16 protein-coding genes and 1 riboswitch are annotated in these 23,983 nt (G+C 65.9%); of the genes, 6 read left to right on the forward strand and 10 right to left on the reverse strand.

Features of this window, described 5'->3' with window-relative positions; translation table 11 throughout:
- Positions 1-10: 10 nt before the first annotated feature.
- The 9 genes from leuB to ilvC form a co-directional block, all read right to left on the reverse strand.
- On the reverse strand, positions 11-1,072 hold the full coding sequence (leuB, locus tag K5K93_RS16170; protein WP_222388410.1) for a 3-isopropylmalate dehydrogenase: 1,062 nt from the start codon (positions 1,070-1,072) through the stop codon (positions 11-13).
- Positions 1,062-1,640, reverse strand: a complete 579-nt coding sequence (leuD, locus tag K5K93_RS16175; protein WP_093817958.1) for a 3-isopropylmalate dehydratase small subunit — start codon at positions 1,638-1,640, stop codon at positions 1,062-1,064. Before leuD ends, leuB begins: the two co-directional genes overlap by 11 nt.
- On the reverse strand, positions 1,640-3,058 hold the full coding sequence (leuC, locus tag K5K93_RS16180; protein WP_222388411.1) for a 3-isopropylmalate dehydratase large subunit: 1,419 nt from the start codon (positions 3,056-3,058) through the stop codon (positions 1,640-1,642). Before leuC ends, leuD begins: the two co-directional genes overlap by 1 nt.
- Before the next feature lie 59 nt (positions 3,059-3,117).
- Complete coding sequence (locus tag K5K93_RS16185; protein ID WP_222388412.1) at positions 3,118-3,897, reverse strand: class I SAM-dependent methyltransferase; 780 nt, start codon at positions 3,895-3,897, stop codon at positions 3,118-3,120.
- A 10-nt stretch (positions 3,898-3,907) separates the two neighbouring features.
- Entirely contained in the window at positions 3,908-5,494 is a 1,587-nt protein-coding gene (locus K5K93_RS16190; protein WP_025874148.1) for a 2-isopropylmalate synthase, read from the reverse strand.
- Complete coding sequence (locus tag K5K93_RS16195) at positions 5,491-6,582, reverse strand: threonine dehydratase (protein ID WP_025874149.1); 1,092 nt, start codon at positions 6,580-6,582, stop codon at positions 5,491-5,493. The genes K5K93_RS16190 and K5K93_RS16195 overlap by 4 nt, the downstream gene beginning before the upstream one ends.
- Before the next feature lie 96 nt (positions 6,583-6,678).
- Entirely contained in the window at positions 6,679-6,930 is a 252-nt protein-coding gene (locus K5K93_RS16200; RefSeq protein WP_093817954.1) for an ACT domain-containing protein, read from the reverse strand.
- Positions 6,914-8,650 (reverse strand): acetolactate synthase 2 catalytic subunit, encoded by a 1,737-nt coding sequence (gene ilvG, locus K5K93_RS16205; RefSeq protein WP_222388413.1) that lies wholly within the window; start codon positions 8,648-8,650, stop codon positions 6,914-6,916. Before ilvG ends, K5K93_RS16200 begins: the two co-directional genes overlap by 17 nt.
- Positions 8,651-8,687: 37 nt before the next feature.
- Positions 8,688-9,662, reverse strand: coding sequence for a ketol-acid reductoisomerase (gene ilvC, locus K5K93_RS16210; protein ID WP_025874152.1), 975 nt, complete (start codon positions 9,660-9,662; stop codon positions 8,688-8,690).
- 801 nt (positions 9,663-10,463) lie between these two features.
- On the opposite strand from ilvC, the gene ggt reads away from it, so the two are divergent.
- A complete protein-coding gene (gene ggt / locus K5K93_RS16215; protein ID WP_093818215.1) occupies positions 10,464-12,125 on the forward strand; it encodes a gamma-glutamyltransferase in 1,662 nt (553 codons plus the stop codon).
- A 557-nt stretch (positions 12,126-12,682) separates the two neighbouring features.
- Here the strand turns inward: ggt and K5K93_RS16220 are convergent.
- On the reverse strand, positions 12,683-14,260 hold the full coding sequence (locus K5K93_RS16220; protein ID WP_222388414.1) for a BCCT family transporter: 1,578 nt from the start codon (positions 14,258-14,260) through the stop codon (positions 12,683-12,685).
- Positions 14,261-14,507: 247 nt separating this feature from the next.
- Positions 14,508-14,609: riboswitch (TPP riboswitch) on the forward strand.
- 93 nt (positions 14,610-14,702) lie between these two features.
- Between K5K93_RS16220 and thiC the strand changes: the two genes are divergently transcribed.
- The 5 genes from thiC to K5K93_RS16245 all read left to right on the forward strand — a co-directional run bounded on the left by thiC (position 14,703) and on the right by K5K93_RS16245 (position 23,857).
- On the forward strand, positions 14,703-16,547 hold the full coding sequence (thiC, locus tag K5K93_RS16225; RefSeq protein ID WP_222388415.1) for a phosphomethylpyrimidine synthase ThiC: 1,845 nt from the start codon (positions 14,703-14,705) through the stop codon (positions 16,545-16,547).
- A 101-nt stretch (positions 16,548-16,648) separates the two neighbouring features.
- Complete coding sequence (locus K5K93_RS16230; protein ID WP_093817951.1) at positions 16,649-17,320, forward strand: ion channel; 672 nt, start codon at positions 16,649-16,651, stop codon at positions 17,318-17,320.
- 259 nt (positions 17,321-17,579) lie between these two features.
- Positions 17,580-19,904: a winged helix-turn-helix domain-containing protein gene (locus tag K5K93_RS16235; RefSeq protein WP_222388416.1), complete on the forward strand. Its 2,325-nt coding sequence runs from the start codon at positions 17,580-17,582 to the stop codon at positions 19,902-19,904.
- 115 nt (positions 19,905-20,019) lie between these two features.
- On the forward strand, positions 20,020-20,919 hold the full coding sequence (locus K5K93_RS16240) for a helix-turn-helix transcriptional regulator (RefSeq protein ID WP_025874158.1): 900 nt from the start codon (positions 20,020-20,022) through the stop codon (positions 20,917-20,919).
- Positions 20,920-20,968: 49 nt separating this feature from the next.
- Positions 20,969-23,857: a TonB-dependent receptor gene (locus tag K5K93_RS16245; protein ID WP_177176989.1), complete on the forward strand. Its 2,889-nt coding sequence runs from the start codon at positions 20,969-20,971 to the stop codon at positions 23,855-23,857.
- Positions 23,858-23,983: the final 126 nt, after the last annotated feature.

A 23,983-nucleotide genomic window follows, 5' to 3' on the forward strand; every position in this document is an offset into this window, starting at 1 on the left:
CCCCGATCACTCATCCCAGTTTGGCCAGCACCGCGTCGGTGGCCGTCGCCGTGCTCACCGCGTGGCCCTTGGCGGCCAGGTCTGCGGTGAAAACGCCATCGTCCAGCACCGCGTGCACCGCCGCTTCCACCGCTGCTGCTTCGTCTTCCAGCCCCAGCGAATGGCGCAGCAGCATCGCCGCGCTGAAGATCGTCGCGTACGGGTTGGCGATGCCCTTGCCGGCGATGTCCGGTGCCGAGCCGTGGATCGGCTCGTAGATACCCACCGCACCCGGCTCGCCCAGCGATGCCGATGGCAGCAGGCCCAGCGAACCGGCCAGCATCGAGGCCTCATCGGTGAGGATGTCGCCGAACATGTTCTCGGTCACGATCACGTCGTACTCGCGTGGCTTGGCCAGCAGATGCATCGCCATGGAATCGACCAGCTGGTGTTCCAGCGCCACGTCCGGGAATTCCTCGCGGCCGATGCGCGCGGCCACGTCACGCCACAGGCGTGAGGTTTCCAGCACGTTGGCCTTGTCCACCGAAGTGACCTTGCCGCGACGCTGCTGCGCCAACCGGAAGGCACTGCGCAGCACACGCTCGATCTCGGCCACGGTGTAGCGGCACAGATCGCTGGCGCTGTTGGCATCGCGGGTCTTGTCGCCGAAGTAGATGCCACCGGTCAGTTCGCGCACCACCACGAAGTCCACGCCCTGCAGCAGTTCGGCCTTGATCGGCGAGGCGTGCAGTGCGGCTTCATGGGTGCGCACCGGACGCAGGTTGGCATACAGGCCCAGCGCCTTGCGGATCGCCAGCAGGCCCTGTTCCGGGCGCACCTTGGCGTTCGGGTCGGACCACTTCGGCCCGCCCACGGCGCCCAGCAGCACCGCGTTGGCGGCCTGGCAGGCGGCCAGGGTCGCTGCCGGCAGCGGTTCGCCGTGGCGGTCGATGGCGATGCCACCGATGTCGTGCTCGCTGAAGGTGAAGGTGTGGTTGAAGCGCTTGGCGACGGCGTTCAGAACGGCGACCGCGGCGGCGGCCACTTCCGGGCCGATGCCATCACCGGGCAGGACAACAATTTCAGCGTGCATGCTCACTCTCGTAACGTTCGATTTCAGGGACACGGCCCAATAGATAACCCAGTTGATCGACGCCTTCCAGCAGGCAGGTCTGCGAGAAGCCGTCCAACGGGAAGGAGTAGACGCGGCCATCGGGCGTGCGCAGCTCGCGCGCCGCAACGTCGATGGTCAGCTCATCGTCAGGGCGCTGCATCAGCAGCTGCACGTCGGCCTCGTCCAGCACGATCGGCAGCAGGCCGTTCTTCAGCGAATTGCCGCGGAAGATGTCGGCGATCTCGCTGCTGACGATGGCACGCACGCCGAGATCGGTCAGCGCCCACGGCGCATGTTCGCGCGATGAGCCGCAGCCGAAGTTGCGCCCGGCCAGCAGGATGCTGCGGCCGGCGTTGTGCGGTTGGTTGAAGGCGAAGTCCGCCACGGGCGAGCCATCGGCCTGCCAGCGCCAGTCGTTGAACGCATTGCGGCCCAGGCCAGCGCGCTCGGTGGTTGACAGGAACCGCGCCGGAATGATCTGGTCGGTGTCGATGTTGGTCTGGCGCAGCACCACGCTGGCCGAGCTCAGGGTGCGGAAGCCGCTCATCAGGCCACCTCCTGGGCGAACAGTTCACGGGCATCGGCGACGTGGCCCTGCACCGCGGCCCAGGCAGCACTCATCGGCGAGGCCAGCAGCGTGCGCGAGCCCGGGCCCTGGCGGCCTTCGAAATTGCGGTTGCTGGTGCTGACCGCCAGTTGGCCGGGGGCGACCAGGTCGCCATTCATGGCGATGCACATCGAGCAGCCCGGTTCGCGCCATTCGGCACCGGCCGCGCGTACGATCTCGTGGATGCCTTCGGCCTCGGCCTGGCGCTTGACGATCTCGGAACCGGGCACCACCAGCATGCGCACGCGCTCGGCGACGCGACGGCCGCGCAGCACCTGTGCCACTTCGCGCATGTCGCTCAGCCGGCCATTGGTGCAGGAGCCGACGAACACCACGTCCACCGGCGTGCCGGCCAGCGTCTGTCCCGCCTGGAAGTGCATGTAATCCAGGCCCTTCTGCGCGGCGGCATCGTTGGCCGCCGGGATCGGCGCATCCACCGCGATGGCGGTGCCGGGGTGGGTGCCCCAGGTCAGGGTCGGGCGGATATCGGCGGCATCGATGCGCACCTCGCTGTCGAAGCGCGCGCCTTCATCGCTGCGCAGCTGCGTCCAGCGGGCAACGGCAGCGTCGAAGTCGGCGCCCTTGGGGCCACGCGGCGTATTGGCGACGAAGTCGAATGTCACCTGGTCGGGCGCGACCATGCCGGCGCGTGCGCCGGCTTCGATCGCCATGTTGCACAGGGTCATGCGCTGTTCCATGTCCATCGCTTCGATGGTGCTGCCGCGGAACTCGATCACGTGCCCGGTGCCACCATTGACGCCGATCACGCCGATGATGTGCAGGACCACATCCTTGGCGCCGATACCCGGCGCGAGCTTGCCATCGACGGTGATCGCCAGCGTCTTCGCCTTGCGCTGCAGCAGGCACTGCGTGGCCAGTACATGGCCGACTTCGCTGGTGCCGATGCCGAAGGCCAGCGACCCGAATGCGCCGTGGGTGGAGGTGTGGCTGTCGCCGCAGACGATGGTCATGCCCGGCTGGGTGAAGCCCTGTTCCGGTGCGATCACATGGACGATGCCGCGGTTGTCCGAGGCCATGTCGAACAGTTCGATGCCGTGCTCGGTGCAGTTGCGCGCCAGCATCGCGACCTGTGCTTCGGAGGCGGCACTGGCGTAGGGCAGCGTACCGTCTGCAGCGGCCGGCAGGGTCGGCGTGGAATGGTCCATCGTGGCCTTGGTCCGATCCGGACGGCGCGGCTTCAGGCCGCGCTCGCGCAACTCGGTGAAGGCCTGCGGAGAGGTCACTTCATGGATCAAGTGCAGGTCGATGTACAGCACGGCGGGCGCGCTGTCGGTTTCTGGAACCACCACGTGGGCGTCCCACAGTTTGTCGTACAGGGTGCGGGGTGCGGAAGTCATGCGTTTGCCTGGCAGGAGTACGGAGTAACGGGCATCGAAGAGAAAGTAACAGGAGCAGGTCAGCGGCGCCGCGCGAGCACGCGCAGGCGCACGTAGTCGGCCAGCGGCTGGCCGGCGGCATTGCGCGGCAGGTCGGCCAGCAGGGCCGTGGCGGCATCGCGTACCGTGGCGCGCGCCTCGGCTGGCAGGTCGTCCAGCAGTGGAGCGGCGAATACCCGCAGCCAGCCGGCAACGCCGGTCGGCAGCGCGGTCGGGCGCGGCAGGCATTCGATCAGCTGCACCTGGAAGCCATGCTGGCGCAGGCGGTCTGCGTAGGCATCGGCGGTGGGGAAGTACCACTGGAATGCGCTGGCACCATGGCCATGGGCGACGCGCGCGGCCTGCACGGCGGCAGTGATCGTGGCCACGTTGCCATGGCCGCCGAACTCGGCGACCAAGCGCCCGCCGGGGCGCAGGGCGCGGCGCACGCCCTCCAGCACGCGATCCGGGTCGGGCATCCAATGCAGGGCGGCGTTGCTGAACACCGCATCGAACACACCGTCGAAGGACAGGGCGTGGCCGTCCATCACCTGCGCATCGACGCCCCGCGCACGCGCGGCGATCACCATTTCCGGCGAGGCATCGACGCCCAGCATGTGTGCGCCGCTGAGGGCCAGTTCGGTGGTGAGCACGCCATCGCCACACCCCAGGTCGAGAATGCGCTCGCCGGCACGCGCATCGAGCAGGCGCGCTACGGCGCCACCGAGGGTCGGCACGAAGCCGGCATCGATCGCATAGTCCTGGGCATTCCACTGCTGGCCGGCGCTGCTGGGGGTGGTCGCGGTGTCGAAGGCGCTCATCTCACATTCCTCAGGCGGTGGCGGTGGCAGGTGATTCAGTACTGATGCCGGCGTTGGCCTGGCGCTGGCGCAGCAGGCGGTTGGCCACGTCCAGCCAGGCCAGCGCGGACGCTTCGATGATGTCCTTGCTGGTACCGGTGCCGTCGTACTCCACACCCTCGTGGCGCACGCTCAGGTTGGCCTCGCCACGCGCGTCGGCGCCGATGCCGACGCTGTGCACGTGGTAGCTGTCCAGCATCAGCTGCACGCCGGTGGCGGCCGACAACGCGCCGAACAGCGCATCGACCGGGCCGTCGCCCTGCGCGGTCTCGGCCACGCGGTTGCCGTCCGGGTCGGACAGTTCGACCAGCGCGTTGGCGCGGCTGCCGACATCGCTGATGGTCATCGAGGCCAGACGGTAGCCCTGGGCATTGGAGCCGCCCTGCATCAGCGTCTGCAGGTCGGCATCGGTGACAACGCGCTGCTGCTCGCACAGCCCCTTGAACTGCTCGAACACCAGCTTCAGCTCGTCTTCTTCCAGCCAGAAGCCCAGTGCGCGCAGGCGGGCTTCGACGGCGGCGCGGCCACTGTGGCGGCCCAGCACCATCTGCGAATCTTCCCAGCCCACGTCTTCCGGACGCATGATTTCGTAGGTGCCGCGGTGACGCAGCATGCCGTGCTGGTGGATGCCCGACTCATGGGCGAAGGCATTGGCACCCACGATGGCCTTGTTGCGCTGTACCGGCATGCCGACCAGGCGCTGCAGCAGCTGCGAGGTGCCGACGATGCGCGGGGTGTCGATGGCGGTGTCCTGCTCGTAGAAAGCCTGGCGCACCTTCAGCACCATCGCGATCTCTTCCAGAGAGCAGTTGCCGGCGCGCTCACCGATGCCGTTGACGGTGCATTCGACCTGGCGCGCGCCGCCTTCGATGGCGGCCAGCGAGTTGGCCACGGCCAGGCCCAGGTCGTTGTGGCAGTGGGCGCTGAAGATCACGTTGGCTGCGTTCGGCACATCGGCGACGCCAGCGATGACCTGCTGGAACATCGTGCGGATCTCTTCCGGCGTGGTGAAGCCGACGGTGTCGGGCAGGTTGATGGTGGTGGCGCCGGCAGCGATCGCCACGCGCGAGACCTCGATCAGGTAGTCCAGTTCGGTGCGGGTGGCGTCCTCGGCGGAGAACTCCACGTCATCGATGTAGGAGCGGGCCAGTGCTACGTGCCTGCGTACCGATTCCAGTACCTGCTCACGGGTCATCCGCAGCTTGTGCTCACGGTGCAGCGGGCTGGTCGACAGGAACACATGCAGGCGCGGGTTGGCAGCGGCTTCCAGCGCACGCGCCGAGGTTTCGATGTCGGCCTGCAGGCAGCGCGACAGCACCGCCAGGCTCAGGCTCGGGCGGCGCAGTTCGCGGCCGATCAGGGCCATCGCTTCGCGGTCGGACTGCGAGCTGGCCGGGAAGCCGGTCTCGATGATGTCCACGCCCAGTTCGTCCAGCGCACGCGCCATCACCAGCTTCTGCGGCGGGCTCATGCTGCAGCCGGGGGACTGCTCGCCGTCACGCAGGGTGGTGTCGAAGATGCGGATGCGCGGGGTGGTAATTCGTTCGATGGTGGTCACAGGGAAATCTCCTCGACAGCGGGTGCGACGGCTTGCAGGGGGGAAGGGGAAGGCGTGGGAAAAGCGGTGGCGGTCGCCTTGCCGGGCGAGCGCGGGGTTTCTGCCCGGCGCCGGCGCGGCTTGCGTGGCGGGCGTGGACGGATGTCGGTGAGCAGGCCGGCGAGCACGCCGGCGTCGATGTTGCCGCCGGAGACGACCGCGCACTTGCGGCGCCCAGCGACGCGACGGCCGGCGGCCAGTGCCAGCGCACCGGCGCCTTCGGCGATGATGTGTTCTTCCAATGCCAGCCGCACCAGGGTCTCGCGCAGCTCGGCTTCGCGCACGATCACCACGTCGTCCAGCAGCGAGGTACACAGGCGACGGGTCAGGAAACCGGGGATCTTCACCCGCACGCCATCGGCCAGCGACGGCACAGGATTGATCTCGCGCACGTCGCCGCGGATCGCACGGGCCATCGAATCGACTCCCTCGACCTGCGCGCCGACGATGCGCACGCCCTGCGATTTCAGCGCCAGGGCGACGCCGGATGCCAGGCCGCCACCGCCGATCGGTACGATCACCACGTCCGGCGCGTGTGCGGCCAGCTCGATGCCGACGGTGCCCTGGCCGGCGATGACATCAGCATCGTCGAAGGCGGACAGGAAGCGATAGCCATGACGCTGCGCCAGTTCAACGGCGAAGGCATAGGCCTCGTCATAGCTGTTGCCGTGCTGGCGCACCGTTGCACCCCAATGGGCGACGCCAGCGATCTTGGTGGCCGGTGCGCCATGCGGCATCACGGTGATGGCCGGCACATCCAGGCGATAGGCGGCCCAGGCTACGCCCTGGGCGTGATTGCCCGCCGAGGCGCAGATCACCGGCCGGGTATCGCCACGTTCGCGGGCGGCCAGCAGGGCATTGAGTGCGCCGCGCACCTTGTACGAGCCGGTGCGCTGCAGGTTTTCCAGCTTCAGCCAGGTGCCGAAGCGCTCGGCATGATGCAGCGGTGTAGGCGGCAGGAAGCGGCGCAGGCGGGCCTGCGCGGCCAGTACGTCGGCAACGGTTACGTCGCCGACATCGCTTTCCTTGCTGGCGTCAGCGGCCGGCATGGGCCACCAGCAGGGTGTTGCCGACCACCGCATGCGGGTACGGGCGGCGAAGAAGACGCCTCCGTACCGGCACCGTGTTGCATACGGTACGGGCGTTCATGCGGATGCTCCTTCCAGTGCGGTCATCTGCACCGAAACGCAGTCGTAGATCTTTTCCATCTGCCGGCACAGCGTTTCCGGTGGGCGCTGGCTGTCCACCACCAGTTGCAGGTGCCAACGGCCATCATCGGTGGCCACCGGCGCACCGGTGATCGCGCGCGGTGCGAAACCACGGCGTTCGGCCATGCCGATCACGCGCAGCAGCGCGCCCTCGGCCGGTTGCAGCACCAGGTCAAGCCGGTATTGCATTGGGGATCTCCTGGCGTGCATGTGCAGGGTTGCTTTCCAGCATGGTGCTGTTGGCGGTATTGGGCGGTACCAGCGGCCACACGTTCGCGCGTGCATCGATGGCCACGTGCAGCAGGGCCGGGCCAGGTTCGGCCAGCAGCGCGGCCAGGCCACCTTCGACGTCATCACGTGCGTCGATGCGCGTGGCCGCGATGCCGAACACCTTGGCCAGGGCGACGAAGTCCGGGTTGTCGGACAGGTCGATCTCGCTGTAACGCTCGGCAAAGAACAGTTCCTGCCACTGCCGCACCATGCCCAGCGAACTGTTGTCCAGCAGGATGATCTTCACCGGCAGGCGGCAGCGGGCGATGGTCGCCAGCTCCTGCACGTTCATCATGAAGCTGCCATCGCCGGACACCAGCACCACCGTGCGCTCGGGGCAGGCGAACTGCGCGCCCATCGCCGCCGGCAGGCCGAAGCCCATCGTGCCCAGTGCGCCGCTGGTCAGGTGGTTGCGCGGATGAGTGAAGCGGCAGTGCTGCGCAACCCACATCTGGTGCTGGCCGACGTCGCAGGCGACCACCGTATCGGCCGGCGCCAGTTCGCTCAGGCGCTTCAGCAGCGCCGGGGCGTAGATGTGCTGGCCGGGTGCGTCGTAGCGCGCGGCGAAACGATCGCGATGCTGTGCGCAGCGCTTGCGCCATGCGTCTTGGTGGGCCTTGGGGGAGGGGAAGGCCGCACGCAGGGCGCGGATGGCGTGGCCGACGTTGCCGGGCACGGCGACATCGGCGCTGCGCAGCTTGGAGATCTCGTACGCATCGGCATCGATGTGCACCACGCGGGCAAACGGTGCGAACTCGGCCAGCTTGCCGGTCGCCCGATCATCGAAGCGCGCACCCAGCACCAGCAGCAGATCGCTTTCCTGCACGGCCATGTTCGCCGCGCGGGTGCCGTGCATGCCCAGCATGCCCAGCGACTGCGGGTGCTGGGGAGGCAGCGCGCCCAGCCCACGCAGGGTCATCACGGTGGGGGTGGCGCTGGCTTCGACGAATTCGCGCAGGTCCTGCACGGCATCGCCCAGGGCGATGCCACCACCGGCGTAGACCACCGGCTTCTCGGCCGCCGCCAGCGCCGCGATGGCCTCGGCGATGGCCGCGTCGGCAGGGGCTGGCGGCGGTTCCACATTGGCCGGCACATGCGCCGGCAGGTGGCTGGCATCGGCCAGCTGCACGTCCTTGGGCAGATCGATCAGCACCGGGCCGGGACGGCCTTCGCGGGCGATGCGGAAAGCATCGGCCACCACGCGCGGCAGGTCATCGACGCTGCGCACCAGCCAGCTGTGCTTGACGATCGGCATCGTCAGGCCGAACACGTCCAGTTCCTGGAACGCATCGGTGCCCAGCAGCGGCGTGGCGACCTGGCCGGTGATGCAGACCATCGGCACCGAATCGAGCATCGCATCGGCGATGCCGGTGACCAGGTTCGAGGCGCCCGGCCCGGAGGTCGCCACGCAGACGCCGACCTGGCCACTGGCGCGCGCAAAGCCGTTGGCGGCCAGTGCAGCGCCCTGCTCATGGCGCACCAGGATGTGCTTCAGCGACGAATCCACCAGCGCGTCGTAGAACGGCATGATGGTGCCGCCCGGATAGCCGAACAGCGTACGGACACCCTCGGCCTCCAGCGCCTGGGTCAGCCAGCGCGCGCCGTTGGGCGGCGCGCTGCGGTGTGTGGGAGAGTTCATGGGGGAACCTTGCAGAGCGGGTGGGGGTGCCGCGTTGTTACGCGGCTTGACCTTGCAACCAGACCATCTTGGCGCGCAGTTCCTTGCCTACCTTCTCGATCGGGTGCTCCAGGTCGGCCTGCTTGAACTTGTTGTAGTTCGGCAGGCCCGCTTCGTACTCGGCCACCCAGTTCTTGGTGAAGGTGCCGTCCTGGATGTCCTTCAGCACTTCCTTCATGCGCGCCTTGGTACCGGCGTCGATCACCCGCGGGCCGCTGACGTAGTCGCCGTACTGCGCGGTCTCGGAGATGAACTCCAGCATCCGCGAGATGCCGCCTTCGTAGAACAGGTCGACGATCAGCTTCAGTTCGTGCAGCACTTCGTAGTAGGCGATTTCGGGCTGGTAACCGGCTTCGACCAGCGTCTCGAAGCCCGCCTGCACCAGTGCCGAAGCGCCGCCGCACAGCACCGCCTGCTCGCCGAACAGATCGGTTTCGGTTTCTTCCTTGAAGGTGGTCTGGATCAGGTTGGCGCGCGCACCACCCAGGCCGGCCGCATAGGCGAGCGCGTACTCGGCGGCCTTGCCGCTCTTGTCCTGGTAGACCGCCCAGATGCATGGCACACCGCGGCCGATTTCATATTCGCGACGGACCAGCGCACCAGGGCCCTTCGGTGCGACCAGCACGACGTCCAGGTCTTCGCGCGGCTTGATCATGTCGAAGTGCACGTTCAGACCATGCGCGAACAGCAGCACCGCGCCCTGCTTCATGTTCGACGCCAGCACGTCCTCGTACAGCTTCTTCTGCACCATGTCCGGGGTCAGTACCGCGACCAGGTCGGCATCCTTCACCGCATCGGCCGGTGCCTTCACGGTGAAGCCATCGGCCTGTGCCTTGACCTCGGTGGGGCCGCCCGGACGCAGGCCTACCACCACATCGAAGCCGGATTCACGCAGGTTCAGCGCGTGCGCGCGTCCCTGGCTGCCGTAGCCGATGACGGCGATCTTGGTCTGGGGCAGTTCGTTGGTGCTCATGGGGGAGGTTCCTTGCGGGTGGGAAGAAAAAAGACGGCCGGCAGTCGAAGCGACGTACCGGCCGGTCAGGGAAAAGTGGGGAGGGCAGCGCCGCGCATCGCACAGGTACTGCCACCACGAGAGTTCGTGGTGCAGCAGGTCTGGGTTGTGCGATGGGCGGTGGTCATGGTGGTTGCGTCTGAAACCAGGTCCTGAAATGAAAAAACCCGCACCTGGGGGGGTGCGGGTTTTTGAAGAGTTCCGGTGTGTTTGTTGCTTACACGCTGGCTCGTCCCGCACCTGTTGGTTGGGTAATAAGTACGAGCACAAGAATCGAACGCAGCGAGGCAGCGCCGGTATCGGCGGCTTCGATATGGGTTCGCGGTGGTGTGTTGTGATGCAACATGTGATCGAGAAAACCACAGCCATTTCCGCCGTGTCAACCCTCGCAGCACTATTTCCGTCAGTTTCCGCTGCATGCAGTGCAATCGCTTGTGGCACAAGGATGGTTGCTGCTGAAAGTGTTTCGGTGAACCCGAATTCACTCTTTTCAACGGGTTTTTTGCGCGGATTCCGGCGATACCAGCTGCGCTCGCCGGGGAGTGCAGCGCCCTCAGGTGCCGCGGGAGGTTCGGCGCGCATTGCGATGCGTTCGTGGCAATGGCGCCCGTGGCTCCATGAAGCGCCCCATGACCTATGCCCGATGGCCCCCGGTCGCGGTAGCGGCGAAGATCGGGTCACCACCCCTTCCCTCGGAACCTGACCGTGTCCCGACGTCTTGCCCGTTCCCTGCTGGCTGCTGCCGTGCTGGCTGCCGTGCCCATGCTGTCCCAGGCCGCCGACCGCATTACCGGCCACACCTTCGCCACCCGTTCGGAGGTGATCGCCCCGCATGCGATGGCCGCCACCTCGCAGCCGCTGGCTACCCAGATCGCGCTGGACGTGATGAAGGCCGGTGGCTCGGCCGTCGATGCCGCCATTGCGGCCAACGCAGCGCTGGGGTTGATGGAGCCGACTGGCAATGGCGTCGGCGGCGACCTGTTCGCCATCGTGTGGGACCCGAAGACGCAGAAGCTCTACGGCTACAACGGCTCGGGCCGTTCACCGAAGTCGCTCACCCTGGCCGAGTTCCAGCGTCGTGGCCTGAAGGAGATCCCCGCGACCGGCCCGCTGCCGGTATCGGTGCCGGGCGCGGTTGATGGCTGGTTCGCGCTGCACGAGCGCTTCGGCCGCAAGCCGATGGCCGACAACCTGGCCCCGGCCATCCGCTACGCACGCGATGGTCATCCCGTTGCCGAAGTGATTGCCTATTACTGGGATCGCTCGGTGCCGAAGCTGTCGCAGTATCCGGGTTTCAAGGAACAGTTCACGATCGATGGCCACGCGCCGCGCAAGGGCGAGATGTGGAAGAACCCCAACCTTGCCGACACCCTGCAGAAGATCGCCGACGGCGGCCGTGATGCTTTCTACAAGGGCGACATCGCCCGCACCATCGGCGATTACTTCAAGAAGAACGGTGGCTACCTGAGCTACCAGGACATGGCCGACCATCATGGCGAGTGGGTCGAGCCGGTCAGCAGCAACTACCGCGGCTACGACCTGTGGGAACTGCCGCCCAACAGCCAGGGCATCGCCGCGCTGCAGATCCTCAACGTACTGGAAGGCTACGACTTCTCGAAGATTCCGTTCGGCTCACCCGAGCACGTGCATCTGTTCGTGGAAGCCAAGAAGCTGGCCTTCGCCGACCGTGCGCGCTTCTACGCCGACATGGCCTTCCAGCCGGCGCCGGTACAGAAGCTGATCTCCAAGGAGTACGCAGCGCAGCGTCGCGCGCTGGTCTCGATGGACAAGGCGCTGAAGGAAGTACAGCCGGGTACGCCCAAGCAGCTGGAAGAGGGCGACACGATCTACATGACCGTGGCCGATGCCGACGGCATGATGGTGTCACTGATCCAGTCCAACTACCGCGGCATGGGCAGCGGCATGGCCCCGCCGGGGCTGGGCTTCATCCTGCAGGATCGCGGCGAGATGTTCGTGCTGCAGAAGAACCATCCCAACGGTTACGCACCGGGCAAGCGTCCCTTCCAGACCATCATTCCGGCCTTCATCACCAAGGGCGGCAAGCCTTATGCAAGCTTCGGGGTGATGGGTGGTGCGATGCAGCCGCAGGGGCACGCACAGATCGTGATGAACCTGGTGGACTTCGGCATGAACCTGCAGGAGGCCGGTGATGCACCCCGCATCCAGCATGAGGGATCGACCGAACCGACCGGGCAGGCGACGGCCATGACTGATGGTGGCGAGGTCAATCTGGAAACCGGGTTCCCGTACGAGACGGTGCGGGCGCTGATGCGCAAGGGGCACCGGGTGGTATTCGCCGATGGTCCGTATGGCGGTTACCAGGCGATCCTGCGTGATCCGGAAACCGGCGTGTACTACGGCGCGTCGGAGAGCCGCAAGGATGGGCAGGCGGCGGGCTACTGAGGTTTCCCGGCCACCGGGCTGAGCCCCCTCTGCGGTGGATTCCGTAATGCTGGGTTGGGCCGGGCGGGTGGATTGTCTGGGGGCCGCCGTGAATACGTCCCTGTAGGCTCGGTCGCCGCATCCATGCGGCTCACGCCCCCAGCCAACCCACCCGCCCGGCCACGGACAGTTTCCTGTGGCCGCCACCGCAGTAAGAGAAAGAAGAAGATCAAAAGCAAAGGCAACAGCAACAGCCGCGCGCTGTGTGTTGGGGTCGGATCCGTTTTCCTTTGGAAAACGGATCCGACCCCTCCTTGTTTTCCGATACACCTCATCCACGCATGGCGTGGATCCACCAACCGTCACCGGGAAATTGTCGGAGGCGGGGAGGGGGCCGATGGCGGGACCGTCCACGGCATGGATGCCGTGGCCGAGCCTACAGGGACGTACTTGCGGCGTGTCCCGCCATCTGTCCCCTCCCTGCCAGGCAAGCAACAACTCAGAGCCGCCTTGGCTTTTGAAGTTGCACTTGCAGTTGCTTGAAAAAAAGCGGTGCAGCCGCTGGCTGCAAAACACCCTCAATCCTGATCCTGCGCGCGTGCCGCCTCCGCCTGGGTCTCTTCCTGCGCCGCCATCTCGCGTGCGATCCACGCATCGATCATGCGCCGCTGGCGCTGCGCCTGCCGCCGCTCGCGCGTGTATTCCTGGTCCAGTACCCGGTACAGCGACACCATCACCAGCACCATCAGCAGCGCGAACGGCAACGCCGCAATCGTGATCATGCCCTGCAACGCATCCAGTCCGCCCGCGAGCAGCAATGCCGCCGCAATCAACGCTACCGCGATTCCCCACGCCAGCTTGCGCTTCAGCGGCGGATCTCCGGCTTCGTCGGTGGACATGCTGGCCAGTACCAGCACCGCCGAATCGGCCGAGGTCACGAAGAAGATCATCAACAGCACCAACGCCACCGCCGACAGCATCAGCGACGCCGGCAGGCTGTCGAACAGGGTGAACAGCACCGTCTCATAGCCATTGCCCAGTGCCTGCACAAGGTCGGCGTGGCCGAAGATCTGCGCCCACAATGCCGTTCCGCCGAACACGGCGAACCAGAAGAAGCCCAGCAGGGTCGGTGCCAGAACAACGCCGATCACGAACTCGCGCACGCTGCGGCCGCGCGAGATGCGCGCGATGAAGGAACCCACGAACGGGGCCCACGAAATCCACCACGCCCAGTAGAAGATCGTCCAGTCGGCCACCCACGTGCTGCCGGAGAACGGCGACATGCGCAGGCTCATGGTCACCAGCTGGTTGAGGTAGGAACCCAGCGTGGTGGTGAACGTATCGAAGATGAATCCAGTCGGCCCAAGCACAAGTACGGTCGCGGCCAGCAATGCAGCCAGTGCCAGGTTGAAGTTGGACAGCCACTTCACGCCGCGCTCCACACCGCTGGCGGTCGAGGCCATGTACAGCACGAAGGCAATGGCGATGATGGTCATCTGCACCGGTACAGTCGCCTGCAGGCCAAATACACGCTCCACGCCTGCAGCGATCTGGATGGTGCCGAAGCCGAGCGTCGTCGCCACGCCGATCGCCGTGGCGACCACCGCCGCGATGTTGACGACACGGCCGATCCAGCCGCGATGGTGGCGGCCGATGATCGGCTGCAGCATGTCGCTGACCAGGCCGCGTCCATTGCGGTTGAACTGGAACCAGGCCATCGCCAGGCCGATCAGTGCATAGATCGCCCACGGATGCAGGCCCCAGTGGAAGAACGCATAACGCATCGATGCACGCGCGGCATCCATGCTTTGCGGTTCAAGGCCTTCAGGTGGCTTGGTGAAGTGCGAGATCGGCTCGGCGGCGCCCCAGAACACCAGGCCGATGCCCATGCCGGCGGCGAACAGCATCGACATCCAGCTGGCGCGCGAAAATTCGGGTTCAGCGTCTTCGCCACCGATGCGCAGGTTGCCGAAGCGGCCGAAGGCCAGGTACATCAGGAACACCAGCGCCAGGAACACCACCAGCAGGTACAGCCAACCGACGCTGCGGATGACATCAGCCAGCGCCGCCTGCACGACAGTATTGAAGGGACCGGGCGCGAGGCCGGCCAGCAGCACCAGGGCAAGCACCAGTGCGATGGAAATGCGAAACACCATGAAGGAGCTTCTCCGATCAAGGGATTGAGGGGAGCGAGCGAAAGCTTGCAGGGAGCAGGCCGGCGGCAGTGTGCGCGCACCGGACAGGCACCGCGATGGCGGCAGCTAAAGCGCCACGTGCAACGGTGCGGCGCGCGTGCACGTTACTGAATGCGACGTCACGGTTCTGTTAACGCGGGTGCGGCAGATCTGCGCCCTGCGTGGATGAACGGGCAGGAGGTCGAGTGGTTTCTATGCTCTAATGCCCACCAAGAAGCGGGGGTACCGCGGCCTTGTGGCCACGGTTGAGATAGTCCCTTGGAACCTGATCCGGCTCATACCGGCGTAGGGAAGCTTTGCAATGCAACCGTACCCGGAACCTGCCCAGGGAGCGCCTTGGTGCCGTCCGTGCGCGGGTGCAGTGCGCCGCCGCTTCGTCCCTGACCTTCCTGGACGATGCCCGATGAACGCACAGCTCTCCGCCCTGCAGCAACAGGCCCAGCAACTCTCCGAATCCGTGACCCGGCCCATTCCCGGCTCGCGCAAGATCCACGTGCCTGGCTCGCGCCCGGACCTGCAGGTGCCGATGCGCGAGATCGCGCTGACCCGCACGCCGACCGTGTTCGGCGGCGAAGAGAACGCACCGGTCACCGTCTACGACACCTCCGGCCCGTACACCGATCCGGACGTGCGCATCGACCTGTCTACGGGCCTGCCGGCACTGCGCCGTGGCTGGGTGGAGGAGCGCAACGACACCGAGCAGCTCGACGGCCTCAGCTCCTCGTTCGGCCGCGCGCGCGAACATGATCCGAAGCTGGACCCGGTGCGTTTTCCCGCGCGCAGCCTGCCACGTCGCGCGCGGGCGGGCGCCAACGTCACCCAGATGCACTATGCGCGCCGCGGCATCATTACTCCGGAAATGGAATTCGTGGCAATCCGCGAAAACCAGCGGCTGGAAGCGATCCGCGATGCCGCACTGCTGCAGCAGCATCCGGGCGAAGCATTCGGTGCGTCGATCCAGCAGATCATCACCCCGGAATTCGTGCGCGAGGAAATCGCCCGCGGCCGTGCGGTGCTGCCCAACAACATCAATCACCCGGAAAGCGAGCCGATGATCATCGGCCGCAACTTCCTGACCAAGATCAACGCCAACATCGGCAACAGCGCGGTGTCCTCGGGCATTGCCGAGGAAGTGGAAAAGCTGGTGTGGGCGATCCGCTGGGGCGGCGACACGGTGATGGACCTGTCCACCGGCAAGCACATCCATGAAACGCGCGAATGGATCATCCGCAATTCGCCGGTGGCGATCGGTACGGTGCCGATCTACCAGGCGCTGGAAAAAGTCGACGGCCGCGCCGAAGCGCTGACCTGGGAGATCTTCCGCGACACCCTGATCGAACAGGCAGAGCAGGGCGTGGACTACTTCACCATCCATGCCGGGGTGCTGCTGCGCTATGTGCCACTCACCGCCAGGCGGGTTACCGGCATCGTCAGCCGCGGCGGCTCGATCATGGCCAAGTGGTGCCTGGCCCACCACAAGGAGAACTTCCTCTACACCCATTTCGAAGACATCTGCGAAATCATGAAGGCCTACGACGTGACCTTCTCGCTGGGTGATGGCCTGCGTCCTGGTTGCATCGCCGATGCCAACGATGCGGCACAGTTCGGCGAGCTGGAGACGCTGGGCGAGTTGACGAAGATTGCGTGGAAGCACGACGTGCAGACCATGATAGAAGGCCCCGGCCATGTGCCGATGCAGCTGATCAAGGAGAACATGGACAAGCAGCTGCGCGAGTGCGGCGAGGCGCCGTTCTACACGCTCGGTCCGCTGACCACCGACATCGCGCCGGGCTATGACCACATCACCAGCGCGATCGGTGCGGCGATGATCGGTTGGTTCGGCACTGCCATGCTCTGCTACGTCACGCCGAAGGAGCATCTGGGCCTGCCCAACCGGCAGGACGTGCGCGACGGCATCATGGCCTATCGCATCGCCGCCCATGCTGCTGACCTGGCCAAGGGGCATCCGGGTGCGCAGGTGCGTGACAACGCGCTGAGCAAGGCACGCTTCGAATTCCGCTGGGAAGACCAGTTCCACCTCGGCCTGGACCCGGAGAAGGCCAAGGAATTCCACGACGAGACCCTGCCCAAGGACGCGCACAAGCTGGCCCACTTCTGTTCGATGTGCGGCCCGCATTTCTGTTCGATGAAGATCACCCAGGACGTGCGCGAGTACGCCGAGAAGGGCATGCAGGAAAAGTCCGAGCAGTTCCGGGCGGCCGGCGCCGAGGTGTACCAGCAGGGCTGATCGCAGATGGGCAGTGCCGGCTCATGCCCGGCACCGTCCAGTCACCCAACTCACCGACATGCCGCTATCCTCGCCCCATCGTTCCCCGGGGACACGCAACCATGCCCATTGCCGTCACCACCCGCTGGCTGGCCATCGCCCGCCGTCATCCCTCGGCCTGGCTGCTCGGCGCACAGCTGCTGTCGGTACTGCTGTACCCGGCGTTGGACGAAACCGCTGCCGGGCGCGCGGCAGTAGGCGTATTCGGCATGGCCGTGCTCGGCCTGGCACTGTGGGTGGTGCAGCGCAGCCCGCTGGGGACATGGCTGGCGTTGGTGCTGGCCATCCCGGCGGTGGTGTTTTCCCTTTCGGCGGCCCTGCTTGATCGGCCTGCACTGGGCATCACCGCGCAACTGCTGGAAAGCCTGCTGTATTTCTACACCGCCGGTGCGCTGATCGCTTACATGCTGCAGGACCACAAAGTGACGCGCGACGAGCTGTTCGCCGCCGGTGCCACGTTCACTCTGCTGGCATGGGCATTCGCTTTTACCTTTGCCGTATGTCAGCAGTGGTATCCGGGCAGTTTCCAGGGCGCCAATGGCGGGGCGCAGCGCACGTGGATGGAGCTGCTTTATCTGAGCTTCAGCTTATTGTCGGGGGTGGGTCTCAGCGACGTCGTGCCGCTGCATCCGCAGGCCCGCGCGCTGGTAATGCTGGAGCAGTTTTCCGGCGTCATGTACGTAGCGTTGGTGGTTTCGCGGCTGGTTGGCCTGACCATGCTGAAACGCTTCTGAAAATGAACGCCAGATAAAAATATCGCGCCCAGAAGGGCGCGAATGATGATGCGTATTATGTGAATGCGTCGGCGAGAGAGAGCCTGATGTCGACCACGCGATAGGCGAGGTAACTCGCATAGGCTAATATCCGGAGGCTTCGTTTTTTTTGCGGTATGCGCCGATGCTTTGTGCGGAATCTGGCTTCTTGCTGTGCCAAGGATGGGAAGGGATCGATGGTGAACAGTGTTTGCGGCCTGTTTCAGCCCCATAGCAACGAATGATCAACAGCGAAATCCAGTCGCCTGAATCCGACCGCGTCCGCGTCGGCGAGTGCATCGTTACTTTGTCCTCGCGTGAGGTTGAAGTTGCCGGTGCCCGCCGTACACGCCGTTTGACGCCCAAGTCGCTGGGCGTGCTGCGCGTGTTGATGCGGCAGCCGGGGCGGGTGGTGACCCGTGACGAGCTGTTCGCCGAAGTGTGGCCGGACACGCTGCCGACCAATGATGTGCTGACCCAGGCTGTCACCCAGCTGCGCAAGGCGTTCAGCGTCGACGATGACAACGGCCAGGCCTACATCGAGACCATCGCCAAGACCGGTTACCGCCTGCTTGTGCCGGTGCAACCGCTGGCGGACCACGAGACCGATGCGATCGCCGTTGCAGAGGACTCGACCGCATCGCCACCGCCTGCGCCGGAGGCGGTGGCCACCGGCGGCGCGCCGGTGGTCGATCGCGGAAGCCGCCGCTGGCGCCGTTGGCGTCGTCGCCTGTTGCTGGCACTGGGCGTGGCGATGCTGCTTGCGCTGGTGGTGTTGAGCGTACTGCTGCTGCACCGCCCGGCGCCGGTGAATTCCCCGGTGGATGCGGCAGTGGAGAACGGCACGCGGGTGATCGGGAGTCCGGAGCGGCCGTATCGATTGATTACCGCAACGGCCGGTTTTGAGACCTATCCCACACTTTCTCCTGATGGATCGCAGGTCGCCTACGAAGGCGCCAACGACGATGGCACCGGCGGCAACGCCATCAAGGTGCAGACCTCCGGCAATGCCCCCGCGCGCCAGCTGCTATCGCCACCGGCAGGTGCCAGCGACCGCTTCCCGAACTGGTCGCCCGATGGCCGCGAAATCGCCTTCGCCCGCTTTGGCGCCGATGCCAGCTGCCAGGTGCTGATCGCCAGCGCCACCGGCGGCGCCGTGCGCCAGGCCACGCGCTGCGACGGCACCGAGCTGCTCAGTTTCGACTGGACGCCCGATGGCCGTGGCCTGGTCTTCGGCAGCATGGTCGGTCGCTATGCCCATCGCGGCATCCGCGTGCTGGATCTGGCCACCGGCCAATGGCGTGCGCTTGATTACGCGGTCGACGAGGATGATTTCGACTACGCCCCGCGCTATTCCCCGGATGGCCGATGGCTGGTGTTTGTCCGCAACCCTCAGCTGGGCGACCTGTGGCGTATGCCTGCCAGTGGCGGTACGCCCGAGCAGTTGACCACCGAATCGGCCGAGCTGCGTGGTTGGGCGTGGCTGGGCGACGGCCGGCATATCGTGTTCGGTCGCCGCGTGGACAGCGAAGCACGCCTGTACTACCTCGACGTCGAGCGCCGCACGCTGCGCGACGCCGGGCTCGATGATGCGCAGTGGCCGGCAGTGTCCCGCCGCGGCGACATGCTGGCGTTCGTGCATCGGCGCGCGCAGTTCGGGGTGTTCAGGATGCCCGCGCAGGGCGGTGCCGGTGAGCGCCTGTTCGCCTCCAGTGGCCGCGACGGGCAACCGATGGTGGCACCGGATGGGCGGCAACTGGTGTTCAGTTCCGATCGTTCGGGCAGCTTCGCCCTGTGGTGGGCCGACATGCAGCGGCCGGAGTCGCTGCGGCCGATCGAAGGACTGAAGCCAGAGGCACGGCAGGCGCCGGACTGGTCGGCCGACAGCCGGCATCTGCTGGTGGTCGGCCGCGATGAGCATGGCGAAGCGGTTGTCTACGAGATCGCACCGCGCGATGAACAACTTCAGCGGCTTCCGGTCCCCGCCGATCAGCCATTGCAGGCGTTGTACGGCGCAGACGCGGAGCAGCTGCTGGTGGTCGAACGTGATGCCGACCAGCACACCCGCTTGAGCCTGTTCGACCGCAGCGTGCAGCCATGGCGGCGGTTGGCCAGCCTGGAGGGGGTGTCGCAGGCGCGTTTCGACCGCAGCACCGGGCGGGTGCTGTTCACCCGGCTGGCAGCCGGTGGGCTGTGGTCGGTGGACGCGGCGTTGACCCCCGGCAGCGTGCAGCAGGTCAGTGAGGACCGACCCAGCCGCTGGCGCTACCGGACCTGGACGGTGGCCGGCAACGGCAGCATCGACTACCTCGGCAGCAGTGCCAGCTGTGGCACGACCCTGGTCCGCATCCAGTCCGGACGCGAAGAAGCGGAGCGCTGCCTGGACGCCCAGCGGTTGAGCGCGGGCAATGGACTGAGCGCCAGTGCCGACGGAAGCAACCTGTACCTGGCCCTGGCCATCAGCGATGGTGCCGACATCGGCGTAATGCGACTGCCCGAACAACCGCCCGCCCTGTTCCCGGCATTTTCCAAGCTGTTGATCTTGAACGAGAAAGGGCCTTCGTAATTTCTTCGTGACGATCTCGCCGCGAATTCGTGGCGATCTCGGCAGTCTTTCCTGACGCGCTGCCACCTCATTTGGCAAAACGGAGGCCTGTACTTGGCAAATCCGTGGTGCCCCTATGCGTCAACTCTCGCTGGCCGATCGTGGCCAAACCGTATCCCTGGACAAGGCGATCGACGATGTCGCGCCGACCTGCATGGGGGTGGCCCGCCTCGGCAGCCTGCAGACCGCCGGCACCAGCTTCAGCGTCTGGATGCAGGTGCGCGGCACCTCGTGGGTGGAAGCCAAGGAAGGGCGGTTCCGGCTTCGCCAGGGCGAGTGGATCGCGTTCGAGAAGGAGTCCAGGCCACTGGTCCAGGCCGGACGCAACGGCTTGTGCGTGGGCATGAACCTGAACGTGGAAGCGCTGCGCGTGCTGACCGAAATGGCCGACTGCGGCCTGTACGCCGGTCGTGGCCAGATGAACCGCGCTGATGCGCGGGTGGCGCTGCGCCTGTGGCGTGACGCCCTGGCCAGTGGGCAGCCGGCGCAGGCACTGCGTCCGTTGCTGCTGCATCTGGCCGGTCTGCAGCGCAGCCTGGCCGACAACGTACAGCGTTGCCCGGGCCGCTCGCGCAGCCGCAAGCGCCAGGTGTTTGGTCGCATGCAGCGCGCGCGCCTGTATCTGGAAGGCAACAGCCACCGTGTGGTGCGCATCGGCGAACTGGCCGAGCTGACCAACTTCTCCAGCTGGTATCTCTCCAAGACGTTCCAGAGCCTGTACGAGGAAAGCCCGCAGTCGCTTTCGGCACGGTTGCGCCTCGAACGTGCGGCCGACCTGCTGCGCGATACCGACATGATGGTCGGCGAAGTCGCTGCCGCCAGCGGTTTTGACAACTGCTGCAGTTTCGCGCGTGCCTTCCGCGCCCGCTACGGCCAGTCCGCCTCACGCTTCCGCGAGAATGACGGACAGCTTCCGCCACACTCCGCAAAGTCTCCGGTTGTGTCGCGCAAATACAGCGCTGCAACGCAATCGTAACGTGCTACGGCGTTTTAACACGCTACTAACACGTACCTTGGAGAGATTGATGAACGTTCGTATTCCTGCGGTGCGGCTCGGCTTGTTGCCGGCCGGCATTGCGCTTGCCTTGGCACCGTCCTTCGCTTCGGCGCAGGACGCAGCTGCCGGCGGCACGACCGACCTGGACCGCATTTCGGTCACCGGTTCGCGCATCCGCCAGGCGAGCATGGAAACCGCGCAGCCGGTGATCGCGCTGCAGCGCGCCGACATTGAAAAGCAGGGCTTCACCAGCGTTGCCGACATCGTGCAGAACCTGTCGGCGACCGGTTCGCCGGCGATCAGCCGCGCCGACGCCCTGTCTTCGGGCGAAGAAGTCGGCGGCCAGTACGTCGACCTGCGCAACCTCGGCCCGGAGCGCACCCTGGTGCTGCTGGACGGCAAGCGCATGGGCACCAGCACCGGCGGCTACACCGACCTGGCCTCGATCCCGACCTCGGTCGTGGAACGCATCGAAGTGCTGACCGACGGTGCATCGGCCATCTATGGTTCCGACGCCATCGCCGGCGTGGTCAACATCATCACCCGCAAGAACTTCGACGGCCTGGAAGCCAGCGTCTACGGTGGCCAGTACGGCCAGGGCGACGGCCAGAAGCAGGTCTACAACTTCGTCTACGGCCAGACCGGTGAGCGCGGTTCGATCACCTTCGGCGCCGAATACAGCAAGGAAGACGAGGTCAAGGCCAAGGATCGTTCCTTCAGCCGCTACCCGAACGGTCGCTTCCACCCGTTCCCGACCGACGACGATGCCAATGGCTGGTCGCCGGCGTCGAACCAGGGCGTGCTGATCGACGACATGGGTACCCCGAAGGACGCCAACGACGATATCTGGTACACCCGTGCCAATACCGGTGCCGGCAACGGCATGGGCGACTTCCGTGAGTTCGGCACCGCCGACTACACCAATGCCAGCCAGGAAATGTGGCTGCAGAACAAGCTGACCCGTCGCTCGGTCTTTGCCAACGGCAACTACGACCTGACCGACAACATCCGCGCCACCGCGAACGTGCTGTACACCAAGCGCACCGCGACCTCGCAGATTGCCGGCTACCCGTACCAGTCCGAGGTCTACGGCACCCCGCTGTCGGCCGACAGCATCTACAACCCGCTGGGCAAGGACGCGAACTTCATCCGTCGCACCTCCGAGTTCCCGCGCCAGACCGAATCCGAGCAGGAAACCTTCCGCTTCTCGGCCGGCCTGGAAGGTTCGTTCGAGTTCGCCGACAAGTTCTGGGACTGGGACGTGGGCTACGTCTACAACCAGAACAAGGGCGTCAAGACCGGCACCGGCAACCTGTTCATCCCGAACGTGCAGAACGCCGTCGGCCCGTCCTTCATGGATGGCGACGTTGCCCGTTGCGGCACCCCGGGCAAGGTGATCGCCGGTTGCACCCCGTGGAACCCGCTCGCACCGTACGGCTCCACCGGCAACGGTTCGCTGGCTGACCCGGCACTGCAGGCCTACCTGTTCCTGCCGAGCCACGACACCTACACCAACACCACCAAGGCTTACAGCGCCAACATCTCCGGTTCGCTGTTCACGCTGCCGGCCGGTGACCTGGCTATCGCCGCCGGTTACGAGCACCGCCAGGAAAGCGGTGAGTACAACCCGGATGCACTGCTGCAGTCGGGCCTGAGCACCGACCTGGCCGGCGCGCCGACCAAGGGCAGCTACAAGCTCGACGAGTTCTACGTCGAACTGAACGTGCCGGTGCTGGCCGACATGCCGTTCGCCAAGGAACTGTCGCTCGACATGGCCGGTCGCTATTCGGACTACAACACCTTCGGCGACACCATCAACAGCAAGTTCGGCCTGAAGTGGAAGCCGATCGACGACCTGCTGGTGCGTGCGACCTATTCGACGGGCTTCCGCGCGCCGAACATCGCCAACATGTACGGCGGCACCTCGCAGACCTTCGACGCCTACACCGATCCGTGCGACAGCAGCTTCGGTTCGGCGTCGCGCAACCCGTCGGTTGCCGCAGCCTGCGGCGCCCGTGGCGTTCCGGCGAACTTCCGCCAGATCACCTCCGGTGGCGCACAGTCGACCGGCCCGGGCACCCAGTCCTACAGCGCCTTCGAGTCCGGTTCCAACCCGGAACTGCAGCCGGAAACCTCCAAGACCTGGACCGCTGGCCTGGTCTACAGCCCGAACTTCGTGCAGGGCCTGGACGTCAGCCTGGACTGGTGGAAGATCCGCATCGACAACGTGATCGCCGCCGAGTCGGTGACCTCGATCCTCAACCAGTGCTACGTGCTGGGCGTGGCGTCGGCGTGTGACCGCTTCAGCCGCGGTACCGAAGGCCGCACCGTCAACCAGGTGGTCGACGTTACCCGTACCCTGATCAACGGTGGTTACCAGGAAACCGCAGGTTACGACCTGGGCATCAAGTACCGCCTGCCGGAGTTCTCCTTCGGCAAGATCGTGGTTGACTGGAAGACCACCTACGTCGACTACCTCGAGTACAAGCGCGACAACGAAGCCGAGACTCCGGTCGAGCAGCACACCAGCTGGGCAACCGGCGACTGGGGTGCGAACTTCCGCGTCCGTTCGAACCTGAATGTCGATTGGAGCCTGGGCAACCTGGGCGTCAACTGGGCCGTGCGTTACTACTCGAGCATGAAGGAGCCGTGCTCCTACGACACCGAGTGCAACCTGCCTGACTTCAACTCGGCCTATACCCTGGGCCAGCCGACCCGCAAGGTCGGTTCGAACACCTTCCACGATGTGCAGGTGCGTTACACCCTGCCGTGGCAGGCCACTGTCTCGGTCGGTGCCAACAACGTGTTCAACCACGAAGGCCCGGTCATGTACAGCCAGCCGAACTCGAGCTTCTCCTACTACGGTGGCTTCGACATCGGTCGCTACTACTACATGAAGTACACCCAGCGCTTCTGATCCATCGAAGCGTGACAGCAGAAAGAGGAGGGCGGGCCGCAAGGTCCGCCCTTCTTGTTTGTGCGGTCGGGCAACGCGGCTGTCCACGCCGCGCGCCGAACCCCCGGTCACCAGCGATTGATCCAC

Source organism: Stenotrophomonas sp. DR822, assembly GCF_019793815.1.
In the GTDB taxonomy this organism is placed as follows: domain Bacteria; phylum Pseudomonadota; class Gammaproteobacteria; order Xanthomonadales; family Xanthomonadaceae; genus Stenotrophomonas; species Stenotrophomonas indicatrix.